The organism is Mycobacterium sp. (genome assembly GCF_036273375.1).
Lineage (GTDB): Bacteria > Actinomycetota > Actinomycetes > Mycobacteriales > Mycobacteriaceae > Mycobacterium.
On the sequence record NZ_DASUHS010000189.1, the window covers coordinates 1 to 13,980 of the forward strand.

Here is a 13,980-nt window from a genome sequence, read left to right on the forward strand (position 1 = left end):
ACACCGATGTTGCCGAATCCGGAGGCCCTGCCCGGATGGGTGGAAGGAATTTCCGAGAGGACGGCACTGGGTGGGCTGGGCGAGGCTTCCGATGTGGCCGCCGTTATCGCCGGCGTCCTTGAATTGCCCTGGGTGACCGGCCAAATCGTGCATGCGGACGGCGGCTTGGCACTGCACAGCCCGATCGACGCGTACGGTCAACTGCAGCGGGTGCTGAACCGCTGGAAATAACCTCAGCTGACGCCGAAATCGATGATGCCCCGGACGATTTTGCCGTTGAGCAAATCGTCGTAGGCGTCGTTGACCTCGTCGAGGCGATAACGCTTGGTGATCATCTCGTCGAGCTGAAGCTGGCCGGTTTCATAGAGCCGGGCCAGCCGAGAGATGTCCGCCTTCGGGTTGCACGAGCCGAATATGGTGCCCGCCAAAGTCTTATTCATCAGGATGAAGTCTTGCAGGTCGATCTTGACCGACCGGGTCAGCTGCGAGGTCATGCCGGTGAGCACGCAGGTGCCGCCCTTGCGGGTGAGCTGCACCGCGTCACGAACGTCCCCGGCGGTGATCAACGACGGTGAGACCACCACGGCGTCGGCCATCACCCCGTACGTCAAGCCCCGCACCAGATCCAGCGCCTCGGCGATCGTGGCCGCGCTGTGTGTCGCGCCGAACCGCAGCGCCGACTTCTGTTTGAAGTCCACCGGGTCGACTGCCACGATCTGGGCGGCGCCGTTGATCCGGGCACCCTGGATCGCGCCCGTGCCGATCCCGCCGACGCCGATCACCACGACGGTATCGCCGGCGCGCATGTTGGACCGGTTCGCAACCGAACCGTAGCCGGTGGGGATGGCACAGGACAGCAGCGCGCTGGAAGCCAGTGGCAGATGTTGCTCGATCTTCACCAGTGAATTCGTCGACACCACAGTGTGTTCGGCAAAAGCGCCGATTTTTGCGATGTGACCCAGTCTGTGGCCGTCGGCGGTGTGGTGGCGGAAGGTGCCGTCGGTCGGCATCCCCGGGATCATGGTGCCGATCCCGACGTCGCAAAGGTACTCGACTCCACTGGCGCACCAACGACATTGGCCGCACACGGCGACGAACGACATCACCACGTGGTCTCCCGGCGCGAAGTCGGTGACACCGGGGCCGACCTCCCGCACGATGCCGGAGCCCTCGTGGCCACCGATCGTCGGGAACATGGTCGGCAGCCCCATCGATCGCATCACCTCATTGGGCGCCGACATGTCGCCTTTGAGGATGTGGTCGTCGGAGTGGCACAAGCCGGCGGCTGCCATCTGCACCAGGACCTCGCCGGTCTTGGGGGGATCGAGCTCGAATTCCTCGACAGACCACGGTCCGCCGACGTCGTGCAGGATCGCTGCGCGGCTTCTCATGCGGCAGGGGCGAACGTGACCGGAAGCTTGTTCGGCGATCGGAAGGTGAGCCCGACGATCTTGGATTCCTGTCCGGTTCCGTCGTCGGGCACGAACGCCAGATGTTCGACGCGGTCGAACAGGCTGTTCAGTATGACCCGCGTTTCCAGCCGCGCCAGGTGCATGCCGAGGCACATGTGGATACCGCCGGCGAAGGCGATGTGGGATTGGCGCGGCCGGCGGATGTCGAACGTATTGGGATCGGTCCAGCGACTCTCGTCGCGATTGGCCGAGCCCATACACATGTCGATCTGGGCCTCGGCCGGAATGGCCTTACCGCCGATTTCGACCTCTTCGGTCGTGGTCCGCATCACCATGGTCAATGGCGTTTCGAACCGTAGGCCCTCCTCGATCGCCATCGGGATCAACGACCGGTCCTGGGTGACCATCGCCAACTGTTCGGGGTGGGTCAGCAGCAGGTACAGGAGGTTGCCCGATGAGCGATAGGTGGTCTCCAGGCCGGCCGGCAGCAGCAACCGCAAGAAGGCGATGATGGCCTCGTCGGTGAGTTTCTCCCCGTCGATCTCGGCGGCAACCAGGTCGCCGATGATGTCATCGGTGCGCTGGCGCCGGCGCTGCTCGACTTGTTTGAGGAAGTAGCCGTGGAGCTCTTCGGCCGCGTTCAATCCCGCCACGATGTCGGTTGGAATCGAGATCAGGTCGAGGGAGAGTCGCCGAAAGAAATCCAGATCCTCAGCGGGCAGACCGAGCAGGGTCGAGATAATCCGCGTGGGAAATTCGAAAGTCAACGCCTTCACCAGATCGGCATGCCCGTCGTTCTTGATTTCGTCGACCAGCTGGTCGCAGACCGGCCCGATGACCGACGGTTCCCAGCGCTCCAGCGCGGTCGCCCGGAACGCCTTGGCCACGAGGTTGCGGTGATCGTGGTGTTCCCTGCCGCCCATCGCCAGGATGGTGTGTCCCATCACCAACCCGATCGTCTTGTCGTACGCGGCCGACGTGAAGATCCGGTCGTCGCGAAAGGCTTGGGATACACCGTCGTAATCGAACAGGACCCACTCGTCACTGGGCCGCAGCTCTTCCGGCAATTGGCTGTTGTCGGTTAGCGAACCGTGCCACACCGGGTCGGTGTGGCGCATGTGTTGAAAGAACGGGTAGGGGCTGGTTTCGCCGGTGAAATCGAGTGAAGGTATGACGGGCTGACCATTCGGGCCGGTGCTGAGCGTCATCAGCGCTCCTCCTGAAACAACCGATAAGGCCGTTCACGCGGACTGGATTGCGAGTGCCCGCGAAATCCACGGCGGGTGTGACCGAGCGGAAAATAGCTATCATAGTATAGATAGCAACGAAGCCCAATGGCTCGGGTCGCCGGGCGGACGGCGACGGATCTCCGGTGTGCCGAAGACCCACTGTCTATGGCCCCATTCGTATTGCGACCCCGGCCCGCCGGGCTCGCTTCGCGGCGCCGAGCACCTGGTGTGTCAGCGCCTAAAAGCGCAGGTCTACCTTGAAGGTGGTTTCCGGTAAGCGGCACCTTCCGGGACCGCCGATGAGCCCGCACGACGCGCCCGAAAAACGAGTTGATATGACGCAGACGAACCTGGCCCGGCCGCACGGCCTCAACCGCATCGATCCGGTGCTGCGCGATGCCGCCGTGAAGCTCGGCACCTTCGAATTCCGCGCCGAGACACTGCCGGCCGAGCGGGAACATGCCAACCTGCTGGCCGCGCAGCGCACCGCAGCGGCCGATATCACTGGCGTCTCCATCGATTCGCGATCCATCGCCGGTCCGGACGATCAGCAGCTGGGCCTGCGTTTGTATCGCGGCCGCACCGAATCCTCCGCGCCGCTGGTGCTGTACGCCCATGGCGGCGGATTCGTCACCGGGAACCTGGAAACCGACCATGCGCACTGTGTGGAGCTGGCCCGTGACGGCGGTTGCCTGGTGGTGTCGGTCGACTACCGGCTGGCCCCCGAAAATCCGTGCCCGGCGGGACTCGACGATGTCGAGGCGGCCCTGCGTTACGCCGTCGAGAACAGCGCGGAGCTTGACGCCGACGCCGGCCGCATCGCGGTAATGGGCCGCGATGCCGGTGCGGCACTGGTCGCGGGTCTGACCCAGCGCATGTTCGACCAGGAAGGTCCAGCGATCCGGATGCAGATCCTGCATCAGCCGATGCTCGATTCCGACGCCACGCCGTCGCGCCGCGAATTCCAGCGGACCCCCGGTCTGAACGGTCCGGCCGTGAGCCGGGCGTGGAACCACTATCTGGGCCACGCCGGCGCCAATGGTCAGCACGTTCCCGCGCACCGGGCCAACCTCGAAGGCCTGCCGCCCACGTTCGTCAGCTGCTCCGAGATCGATCCGTGCCGCGACGAGGCCATCGACTATGCCAACCGGCTGTTGCACGCGTATGTCCACACCGAACTGCACGTAATTGCCGCGACCTTCAATGGCTTCGACTCGATGGTCCCCGATTGGGTTGTTTCCCAGGAGAATCGGGCGCTGCACGCGCAAGCGGTGCGCCGCGTGTTCGCGATGTAGCGCAACCGCATTGCGGTGCACCAGGCGGTTGTGTCGTATCCCGTGGTCGACTGCCTCGTGCCGGCTTTTACCGACTGAGCTCCGGTATCTCTTACCGTATTGCGCGTTGCTAACATCAGAATCGCCAGCCAACCGAGGACCGATCGGGCGGATGATCAAACACTCAAACCGTGTCCGTTGCAGCCGCAGCGATCGAATGTCAAGGAGGATCCCCTCGGCACTATGACGACCCTCGACTCTCCCGAAAAGATTCTCTTCACCTCGACCACCCAAGCGTTCCTGGAAAAGGAAGCGCCGCTGCGCCGGGTCCGGGAGCTGCACGCCGCGGGTACGTCATTTGACCCCGGGTGGTGGCAGCGCGCCGCGGCGCTCGGCTGGACGGGTCTGCTCGTGCCGGAGGAGTTGGGCGGCGGAAGCGTTTCGGAGAACGGCTTCGCCGATCTGGCGATGGTTGCCGAGCAACTCGGCAAGACAGTGGCCCCCGGCCCGCTGTATCCGGTCAGCACCGTGCTGGCCGGGCTTGTCGAGTGCACAAACTCCGAGGAGCACGCCGACGCGATCGAAGCGCTGATATCGGGCGAAATCGTGGCGTCGTGGGCGGTCTGTGAGCCGGGCGAGGGCTGGGCACCGCTGAAGCCATCGGTCACGGCCACCGAAACCGACTCCGGTTACCGCATTGACGGTGTCAAGGACCGTGTCGAGGCGGGCGCGCAGAGTGCGGCACTGCTGGTCGTGGCGCGCTGCGGCACCAACTTCGCTGAGATTCGTCAGTTTCTTGTTCCGACGGACGCGCCGGGGGTCCGCATTGAGCCCCAGGAGTCGGTCGATCTGGTCAAGCAATACGCCCGGGTGCACTTCGACGGTCTCGTGGTGCCACGGCCGGCGGCCGTCGGCACCGCCGACGAGACGGCTGCACTCGTCGATCGACAAAGCCAGATCGCCCAGGTGCTGCAATGCGCCGAGGTGGTAGGTGCCTTGCAGACGGTGTTCGACCTCACCGTGCAGTGGGCGCTGGATCGACACACTTTCGGCCGTCCGTTGGCGTCATACCAAGCGCTCAAGCACAAATTCGCCGACATGAAGCTCTGGCTGGAAGCCTGTCGCGCGACCACCTCGACGGCCGTCGCGGACCTGGCCGCTCGCGCGCCGGAAGCGAATTTGTCAGCCAGCATCGCCAAGTCCTACGTGGGCGAGATGGCGGGTCAGATCGTGCAGGCGTGTGTCCAGATGCACGGCGGCATCGGCGTCACCTGGGAACACGACCTGCACCTGTACCTCCGCAGGATCACGTTGTACCGCGGCATGTTTGGAACGCCGGAGGAACATAATTTGCGCGTATACGAGTTCGAAAAATCGGGTCGTTCGGCGAAATGATGAAGACCCGATGACGTCGACCGAGTCCGTTGCCCAGTTCGCCGCCCGGGCCAGGGGATGGCTGGCGGACAACATGCCCGCCATCGACAATGAGGCCCCACCCGCCGCGCCGCGCGACGAGGAACGATCGTGGCTGAGGGCCAGAGAACTGCAAAAGCGGTTGTATGACGGCGGATTCGCCGGCATCTGCTTTCCCCGTGAATACGGCGGCCTCGGGCTGGACTACGAATACCAGAAGGCATTCGATGTCGAATCCCTCAATTACGAGATGCCGTTGATTCTCAACACCCCTACGTTCACCATCTGCTGCGCCACGCTGCTCGACACCGGCAGCGAAGAGCAGAAGATGCAGCACATCGCCGCGGCGCTGCGCGGCGAGGAAGTGCTGGTGCAGTTGTTGAGTGAGCCCAGCGGCGGATCGGACCTGGCGGGTGTTCTCACCCGGGCCGAGAGGCGTGGTGACCGTTGGATCATCAACGGCGCCAAGACCTGGAGCACGAGTGCGTTCGCCGCCGATTACGGCCTGTGTCTGGCCCGCACCAACTGGGACGTGCCCAAGCACGAGGGCCTGACGATGTTCCTAGTGCCCATCGCGCATCCGGGAATCACGTTGCGGCACATCACGATGCTGAGCGGTTCGACCGAATTCTGCGAAGAGTTCCTGGACGGTGTCGACGTCGGAGATGACGCCGTCGTCGGGGAGGTCAACGGCGGCTGGGCGGTGGCGTCCCGGCAGCTGTACCACGAACGCCGGGCGGTGGGGCAGGGGTCCGAGTTCGCCAGCGGCAGCGGCAGCGAGGGCGGCAATACGATTCCGGTTGACTACGTGGCGCTTGCGGAGAAGATCGGGCAAGCCGCCAACGAACGCGTGCACGAGATGGCCGGTCGCGCCCTGGTCCACCGCGCGGTAGCCGAGCAACTGATCGGGCACGTGTATCGCAGCGTCAGAGACGGTGTGCTGCCGCCGGCCGCCGGAACGCTCATCAGACTGTTTCACGCCGAGACCACGACCACCGATGTCGACACGGCCTTGGCGATCGCGCGAAGTGCCGGCGTGGTGGGGGAGTTGGGCGCCGGACTCGAAACGGGCCTGCGGTATTTATCCCGGCAGACCGTCGCCATCGGCGGCGGCACAACGGAGATGGCCCGCAACGTCATCGGCGAGCGGGTGCTGGGCTTCCCCCGGGAATACGCCGCCGACCGCGGGGTGCCGTTCAAACAGGTGCGGCACGGCGAGCGAGCCGACCGGGCCTAGCCTTCGGCGACGAGGTTCTCGGCGAGGCCGCTGACCACCGGGAGCTGCACCAGCGACAAGACGTGGTGCGCCGGGCTTCCCGGCGGGGCCACCAGCACATACTCGCTGCCCTGTCGGTGCGCCCGCTCGCGGGCGGCGGCCAGCGCGCTGACCCCCGCCGATCCGAGGTGGGTGACAGCGGTGAGATCGACCGTCAACGGTGCGACACCGGAACGGCTTTCGACGGCGATCTGACGGTCCAGGGTGGATGCGGTGTTGGAGTCGACGTCGCCACTGACCACAATGCGACCCGGTTCGCTGACCTCGGACACGAATTCTGCGCTGACCGACCGCCGATGGTTCGTCCGGGCGGCCACTGAGTACGTGACGAAATCGGCCGGCCGCGAAAGTCGGTGCGTCACGCTGGCGGTCGTCCCATCGGCTCCATAACTGACGTGCGCCTCCGACACCAGGGCCTCGGCCATGGCGAGGCCGCGGCCCCGGCCGGTCTCGCCCTCGCGGTGATCCTTCCACCGTCCATGGTCGGTCACCGAGGCGTGCAGGTTGCCATTTCCGGACAGCGTTGCCTCGACGACGATGCCGTCGGGAACCTCTGTGCCATAACCGTGCTCGACCGCGTTCTCGACGAACTCTGATATCGCGTGCACCACATCGGAGATGTCAACGGTATCGGCGCCGATCTCCGACAGCCATTGCCGCAGACGCGACCGTACCGTACGTGCGGCCCGGATGGTCGCATCCAGTGTCAGGTGCAGCGGTGCGGGCGGTGTCCGGCGTTGTGCCGCAAGAAGTGTCACGTCGTCGCTGTAACCCGTCGGACGCAGCAGCAATTCCAGTGTCTCCGAGCAGATCCGGTCGATCGACCGTTCCGACGATTCGATGACGAAGCCGCGCTTACCGCCGACGATATTCGCGGTCAGCTCGGCGAATTCGGCGGTGCTGGCGCCCAATGGCCGGCCGGGTCTTTCGATAAGGCCGTCGGTGTACAGCAGGATCGAGTCACCCACGTCAAGGAATTCGGTGCGTACCGGAAAGCCGGTGCCGCTGCCGAGCGGTCCGGCGCCGGAGGGCTCGAGATACCGGGCGGTGGCGTCCACCGTAACCAGTAGTGGCGGTGGGTGTCCGGCGGTGCAGTACCGGAATTCGCCAGTGCCGAAGTCGAGTGAGCCGACGCAGATCGTGGCCGTGTTCGAGCCGGGGACGTGCTTGCGGAATCGGTCGACCGCCTCGAGGGCTTCGGCGATCGGATATCCCGCCACGACCTGCATCCGCAGCGCGGTCCGCAGCTGCGACATCACCGCCGCCGCTTTGACGCCGTGGCCGACGACATCCCCGACGACGAGGACCAGCCGGTCCCCGAGGGGTATCGCGTCGAACCAGTCGCCGCCGGCCGCTGTGTCCTCCGCGGCTACGAGATACTGCGCGGTCACGTCCGCGCCGGGAATGATGGGCACCGACGGTGCCAGTAGCGCCTGCTGCATGACGGTGGCGGAATCGCGGACGTTGCGATACCGCTCGGATAGCTCCTCGAGGCGTGCTTCGGCGGCCATCCGCGTTTGCACCCGGCGCGTGACGTCGACGAAGGCCAGCTGTACGCCCTCGACCGAGCCATCCTCGGCCCGCCGGGGTGTGACGATGAAGTCGAAGAAGTGCTCCTGCGCGCGGCCCGCGCCTTCGAAGTCGGCCTGCACCCGCCATTCTGTGCCCGATTGGGGCTCACCGGTTTGATACACCTGGTCGAACATCTGAAAAATCTGTTGGCTCTCCAGCTCGGGATAAACCTCGCGTGCGAGTAGCCCAATTGGGTCAATTGGCGGACCGAGTGCGCGGTAAGCCGCATTGACCGCGACGAATCGGTGGTCCGGCCCCTCGAGTCCGACCAACAGCGCGGGAACATGCTCGAAGACGCGGCGTACGTCGTCTGCCGCACCGACGGTTCTGTCCCAGTCGTTTTCGGCCGCCACCTGGCCGTTCCTCCTAGCGGCCTCCGGGCAGCCCGCAAAGCAGGCCGAGTCGAAAACCGGGTCGAATGGGCTGACCTATTTGCACACGTAGTTGTTCAGATTAGCAATCGTTGTTGCATGCGTATTGCATCGGTTCGGCCCCGTCTCGTTGGTGTCGGCGAATTTAGGTGGCAATGAATTGACGGCTGCGAAAATCGCGACCCGCTAAACCGCGGAGCAGCCCGTTTGTGGGCGGTTGGGGGCGGGTATCTCGCACTCGTGGCCGATCTCGTCGCGCGACGCACGATGGCGCTCTGGCGGCGTCTCCTGTCGTCGCCGGTACTGACCTTGAACGGCTGGGTGGCGTTCAACCTGCCGCGCACGGTGACCGCGCTGGGCGGGGCGCTACTCACCGGGCTGGTCGCGGTGCACGCCTATGTGCTGATCACCAAGCCGGACTTGCCCGGATATTTCTACGCCTACGTGCTGGTACTGGCAGCGGCGTGCCTGGCCGCGGCGAGCGCCACGGTGGTCGGTATCAAACCTACTGTGCCCCAGGTCGGTTGGTATCTCGGCAGTTTGGCCTGCTCAGCCTTTCTCGTCGTATATCTGATCACTCGTTGGGTCAGCCTGCCCGGGCTCGCCACGGTGACCGGCCGGTGGGACTTTGCACCCGGAACATTGGGGATAGCTTGCGCGGCAGCATTTGTCGCCGTGCACACGACCGTGCTGTCGGGCATCAACGTGGCCTACCCGCGACGCCAGCAGTGGTACGACTGACGAGGCTCAGGCATGATGACCTTGGACTATCCGGTATGGCTGCGCATCGATCATTGGCTGAACGTTCTGTTCGTGACGCTGATTCTGCGTAGTGGTCTCGAGATTTTGGCCACCCACCCGAAGCTGTACTGGCACGACGACAGCAAGCCGGGCTCGGAGTGGGCACGCTTCACCCGAAAGGTGATGCCGCGGGACAGGATCTACGACACCCTTGACGAGGAAGAGGACTACAGCCCGTTCATTTCGTTGCCCGGCCGCGCGCAGCTCGGTGTGGGCCGTCACTGGCACTTTTTCGTGGTCATCGGCTGGATTCTGCTGGGCCTGTCGTACTACATCCTGTTGTTCGCAACGGGGCAATGGCATCGCTACTGGCCGGCCTCGTGGTCGATCTTCCCCGAAGCGTGGGACGACATCGTGACCTACCTGACGTTCAATTTGCCGCCGGTGTTGCCCGGTGAACCGTTGGACGCCATGCAGAAGCTGACCTACGCCGGGGTCGTGTTTGTTCTTGCGCCGTTTCAGATCCTGACCGGGGCCGCACAGTCTCCGGCGATCGAGGCCCGGTTCCCGTGGTACGTCCAAATGTGGGGCGGTCGCCAATGGGCCCGAAGCCTGCACTTCTTGGGCCTCGTCGCGTTCCTGGTCTTCATCGTGATTCACCTGTCGATGATTTTCTTCTGGGGCTGGGGAAGGCTCACCGCGTCAATGATCTTCGGCGCGGTCCGTAACACGTATTGGGCGACCACCATCTCGCTGCTGATCATCGCGGCGATCATCGCCGTCCATGTCGCGGCGACGATCTGGAGTCTGCGCAACCCACGGTCGGTGCAGCGCGTGCTGGGGGCGGTGGTCACCGCGGCTCGTCTGCTGTTGCTACGGCCGCTGAACTCACGGCAGAACTATCCGGCGCACAAAATCTCCAAGCAGCACCGTGTCAACGGCAAGCCGCCCACCAGTGCGGAATACAAAGTGATGGCGGTGCACAATTTCGTGGACTGGCGGCTGCGGGTCGGCGGGTTGGTGGAAAACCCGGTGACCCTGGACCTCAGTGCGCTGCGCGCGCTGGCCGAGTCGGAAACGCAATGTGTGATGCACAATTGCGTCCAGGGCTGGACCAGCATCGGCGAATGGACCGGAGTCCATCTGCATCAGCTCGTGGACTTGGTGCGGCCGCTGCCACAGGCACGCTACATCTGCTTTTTGACCATGCAGGACAACAGCACCGACGAGCCGGCGTCACACGGCGGAGGCCAGTTCTATGAGGTGCTCGACCTAGAGTTCGCCGACAAGCCGCAGACCCTGCTCGCCTATGAAATGAACGGGGTGCCTCTGCCCATCAAACACGGTGCGCCCTTGCGCCTACGGGTGGAAACTCAGGTCGGTTTCAAGATGGCCAAGTGGATCAACCAGATCGAATTCGTCGAGGACTACGCCGGGATCGGCATGGGCACCGGTGGCTGGCGCGAGGATCGCGTGTATTACGACAAGGACGTGGAAATCTGAGATGACCGAACGGGTGACCGACGGAGTCGGGGTGCGGCCTGAGCTGATCAGCTTGGACACGGTGGCCCACCATCGTGTGATCGAGCAGATCGCGGCGAAGGGCGGACACTGTGAAGCCTGCGGCGCAATGGATTTCGCCGTCGGCGACGCGCTCTACCTCGGATTCCTGTTCCTGAACGAGGATACCGACGCCTACATGGTCGCACTGACGTGCCGCAATCCGGACTGTCCCAAGCCGCGGACCGCGATCAGATTGCGCGACACAGACTTTCTCACCTACGCAGCATGCGATTCGGGCGCTTCCGGGCGCGACGCCCCCGGCTAGCCTGACCGTCCGTCGATCCCGGAAGTCGCGGCCGAGCCAGGTCGAATCGCTCTATCAGCGGCGACAACTCGCGAAGCTGGTCGCACAGCGATCGAAACCGCCGCTGATCGTCGTCGCCGAGTTGCCCTAGCGAATCGTAATGTGCCACGCGCGGCAGTCGTCCCGCAAGCGCGGTTCCCCACCTGATGCTCAGGTCATAGATCTGTTCGTCGTCGATGTCGTCGCGCTCGCCGAGTTGTTGGAGCGCCTCGATCTGCTCGGTGAGAATCGCGACGTCGTCATCGATATTGACCGGCGTCCCGTCGTGCGGTGCCACGCTCATCTGCCCTCCATCCGCCGAACGAAGTCCACGCTACGGGGCACACGCGTTTCGTCGCGCGCGGCTAATCGACGGTTATGTCGACGAGTACCCGATGGCGGTCTGGCTACACCGAACCGCCGTCGGGCAACGATCAGGCTGAGACCGGCTTTTTGGCCGGCGCGGAAACCTTCATGAGCTTCATCAAGTTGCCGCCCATGATCTTGGCGACGTCCTCTTCGGAGAAACCGGTGAGTTCGTCGACGAAAGTGATGGGGTCTTTCAGGCCCTCGGGGTGCGGCCAGTCGGAGCCGAACATCACGCGGTCGGTGCCGACCATGTTGACGATCTCGGTGAAGCGGTCTTCCCAGAACGGGGTGATGTACACGCACCGCTTGAACGCCTCGATCGGGTCTTCGGCAAAGGCCTGCGGCATCTTCTTGTAGACGCCCTTGAGGCCTTTGAAAAGATCCGGCACCCAGTCGGCGCCGTTCTCGATCGACAGGATCCGCAGCTCCGGGTTGCGCGACAGCGCGCCGTGGCACACCAGCGCACCCATCGCGTCCAGAATCGGCCGATGCCCCATCGCGAAGCTCCGGAACGCGGTTGGCTTGAACGGCAGGAACTCGTCACCGGGCTCCCACACGTTCGCGAATTCGGAATAACCGCTGTCCGAAGCGTGCATCGAGACCGGAATCTCGGCCTCGATGCAGGCCTGCCAGAACGGGTCGAACTCCTCGAGCCCGAATGATCGGCTGCCGCGGAAGCCGGGCACCGGCGCCGGGCGGACCAGCACGGTGCGCGCCCCGCGCTCGAGGCACCACTGGAGTTCTTCCAGTGCGCGGTCGACGATCGGCAGCGTGATCACCGGGGTGGCGAAGATGCGGTCCTGGTAGTTGAACGTCCACTGCTCGTGCATCCACTCGTTGAGCGCGTGGATGACGTCGTGGGTCATCTCCGGGTCGTCCTTCATGCGCTCCTCGACCAGGCTGGCCAACGTCGGAAACATCAGCGCGTAGTCGATGCCCAGCTCGTCCATGACTTCGAGGCGCGCGCCCGGCTCGCGGAAGGCGGGGATCGCCTTCATCGGCTCGCCGAGGATCTCGCGGTACGACTTGCCCTGCGCGCCGTTGCGGAAATAGTCCTCCTGGGCGCCCGGCTTGGCGACCTTCTCGAAGGTCGGGTTGGGGATGTACTCGCTGATGTGGCCGCGCACAACGATTTTGGTGCGACCGCGAACCTGCACGTAGTCGATGACGTTCTTGCGCTTGTCCGGAAGGTATTTGGTCAACGCTTCCTGCGGCTCGTACATGTGGTTGTCGGCGTCGAACACGGGAAAGGAAAGTTCGCGCGAGGGCATGGCGATCTCCTTGCAAAAGTCCGGGATTCTCACTGCGTGGTAATGACGTTACCACCTCTGCGTAATTAGGTGTACCGAGTCTGCGGCCCACTGGATGGCTCAGGCGTCCGGCCAGCTTGGAAGCTTTGGTGTGGTCCCCTCGATGACGGCGAAGTTGACGGTCGCCGTCGCCAGGAGCTCGTCATCGCCGTCGCCGTAGATGTCGATTTGCATGACCATCGCTCGCCGCCCGGAACGCAACATCCGGGGCACCGCGAACGCCGCGCCTTGCCGGACCGGCCGCAGGTAGCGGATGAACAGGTCCGCGGTGGTCATCGTGGTGCCCGGCTGCAGATAGTCCAGCCCGAATTGTCCCCCCGCCACATCCACGAGCGTGGCGATCAGCCCGCCCTGCAGCGCGCCGGAGGTGTTGACGACCGCGGGACTGACCGGCATGGTCATGGCGAATTCGCCGTTGCGGGTGCTGGGGCGCATGCCGATCTGGCTGAACAGCTCGGCCAGCGACGGGGCGGCCGATTCTTCGTCGGTGTCGCGGATGCCCAAGGCACGGCTGCAGAAGTCATAGAGCTGGCCGACATCGACAGGTATTCCGTTCAATTCCGAACCGAGCCAATGTAATCGGTGCGCACCCATCATCGTCTGCATGACGATGGCGGCCGCCGCGCCAACGTCCAAACCCGGGTTGAAGACTCCCTCGGTGATGCCCTGCCCGACGATGTCGCGAATCAGGCCGTGCAGCGGAGAGAGCACCCGGGCGTATTCGCGAGGCCGGGTCTCGGCCAGGTGCTGGTTGTAGAGAGTCAATGCGCGATTGAGGCTGTCCTGGGTGCTCGATTCCGGTTGCTGGCTGAGTCGGTCGATCAGCAATTTCAGTGCCGAGGTGCTGTCCAGGCCCGTGGTCTCGGCGCGCCACGTCTGCGCCGATTGGGCGATGGTTCGATCGAACAGCGCCAGCAGCAGTTCGTCCTTGCTATTGAAGTGTTGGTAGAAGGCTCGCAGCGACGTCTTGGAGCGCGCGACCACCTCTTGCACGGTGAAGTCGGTGCGTCCCGTTTCGCCCAGTATTGCGACGGCGGTTTTGATGAAGCCGTCGCCACGGGTGATCTCCGCGTCGTCTTCGTCCGCACCGGCCGTGGGCATCCCGTCTCCTCTGCTACCGCCGACCACCTCTGAGAATGAGGTTACCGTACTCCCGTCGGGAGTCGT

12 protein-coding genes and 1 pseudogene are annotated in these 13,980 nt (G+C 64.4%); 7 read left to right on the forward strand and 6 right to left on the reverse strand.

Annotated elements, in window-relative coordinates; genetic code table 11:
- Nucleotides 1–231, forward strand: a pseudogene (locus tag VFW69_RS17315) (SDR family NAD(P)-dependent oxidoreductase); the annotation flags it as partial.
- Nucleotides 232–233: 2 nt separating this feature from the next.
- Here the strand turns inward: VFW69_RS17315 and VFW69_RS17320 are convergent.
- Nucleotides 234–1,391, reverse strand: a complete 1,158-nt coding sequence (locus VFW69_RS17320) for a Zn-dependent alcohol dehydrogenase (protein WP_526502813.1) — start codon at nucleotides 1,389–1,391, stop codon at nucleotides 234–236.
- Complete coding sequence (locus VFW69_RS17325) at nucleotides 1,388–2,620, reverse strand: cytochrome P450 (protein WP_526502815.1); 1,233 nt, start codon at nucleotides 2,618–2,620, stop codon at nucleotides 1,388–1,390. The genes VFW69_RS17320 and VFW69_RS17325 overlap by 4 nt, the downstream gene beginning before the upstream one ends.
- Before the next feature lie 356 nt (nucleotides 2,621–2,976).
- Between VFW69_RS17325 and VFW69_RS17330 the strand changes: the two genes are divergently transcribed.
- From VFW69_RS17330 to VFW69_RS17340, 3 genes are all read left to right on the forward strand, one after another.
- The gene (locus VFW69_RS17330; RefSeq protein WP_526502817.1) at nucleotides 2,977–3,936 is read left to right on the forward strand and encodes an alpha/beta hydrolase; all 960 of its coding nucleotides are present in this window, start codon (nucleotides 2,977–2,979) and stop codon (nucleotides 3,934–3,936) included.
- A gap of 222 nt (nucleotides 3,937–4,158) precedes the next feature.
- On the forward strand, nucleotides 4,159–5,310 hold the full coding sequence (locus VFW69_RS17335) for an acyl-CoA dehydrogenase family protein (RefSeq protein ID WP_526502819.1): 1,152 nt from the start codon (nucleotides 4,159–4,161) through the stop codon (nucleotides 5,308–5,310).
- A 10-nt stretch (nucleotides 5,311–5,320) separates the two neighbouring features.
- Nucleotides 5,321–6,565, forward strand: a complete 1,245-nt coding sequence (locus VFW69_RS17340) for an acyl-CoA dehydrogenase family protein (RefSeq protein WP_526502821.1) — start codon at nucleotides 5,321–5,323, stop codon at nucleotides 6,563–6,565.
- On the opposite strand, the gene VFW69_RS17345 is transcribed toward VFW69_RS17340, so the two are convergent.
- Nucleotides 6,562–8,529, reverse strand: coding sequence for a SpoIIE family protein phosphatase (locus VFW69_RS17345; protein WP_526502823.1), 1,968 nt, complete (start codon nucleotides 8,527–8,529; stop codon nucleotides 6,562–6,564). The two genes, VFW69_RS17340 and VFW69_RS17345, sit on opposite strands and share 4 nt — an antisense overlap.
- A 285-nt stretch (nucleotides 8,530–8,814) precedes the next feature.
- Between VFW69_RS17345 and VFW69_RS17350 the strand changes: the two genes are divergently transcribed.
- From VFW69_RS17350 to VFW69_RS17360, 3 genes are read left to right on the forward strand one after another with little or no spacing between them, the layout of a single operon-like run.
- Nucleotides 8,815–9,288: an oxidoreductase gene (locus VFW69_RS17350; RefSeq protein WP_526502886.1), complete on the forward strand. Its 474-nt coding sequence runs from the start codon at nucleotides 8,815–8,817 to the stop codon at nucleotides 9,286–9,288.
- 12 nt (nucleotides 9,289–9,300) lie between these two features.
- A complete protein-coding gene (locus tag VFW69_RS17355) occupies nucleotides 9,301–10,791 on the forward strand; it encodes a molybdopterin-dependent oxidoreductase (RefSeq protein ID WP_526502825.1) in 1,491 nt (496 codons plus the stop codon).
- 1 nt (nucleotide 10,792) lies between these two features.
- A complete protein-coding gene (locus VFW69_RS17360) occupies nucleotides 10,793–11,116 on the forward strand; it encodes a hypothetical protein (protein WP_526502827.1) in 324 nt (107 codons plus the stop codon).
- Here VFW69_RS17360 and VFW69_RS17365 read toward each other — a convergent pair.
- The 3 genes from VFW69_RS17365 to VFW69_RS17375 form a co-directional block, all read right to left on the reverse strand.
- The gene (locus VFW69_RS17365; protein WP_526502829.1) at nucleotides 11,064–11,438 is read right to left on the reverse strand and encodes a hypothetical protein; all 375 of its coding nucleotides are present in this window, start codon (nucleotides 11,436–11,438) and stop codon (nucleotides 11,064–11,066) included. The genes VFW69_RS17360 and VFW69_RS17365 overlap by 53 nt on opposite strands.
- Before the next feature lie 130 nt (nucleotides 11,439–11,568).
- Nucleotides 11,569–12,774 (reverse strand): amidohydrolase family protein, encoded by a 1,206-nt coding sequence (locus tag VFW69_RS17370; protein WP_526502831.1) that lies wholly within the window; start codon nucleotides 12,772–12,774, stop codon nucleotides 11,569–11,571.
- 99 nt (nucleotides 12,775–12,873) lie between these two features.
- Nucleotides 12,874–13,914 (reverse strand): hotdog fold thioesterase, encoded by a 1,041-nt coding sequence (locus VFW69_RS17375; RefSeq protein WP_526502833.1) that lies wholly within the window; start codon nucleotides 13,912–13,914, stop codon nucleotides 12,874–12,876.
- Nucleotides 13,915–13,980: the final 66 nt, after the last annotated feature.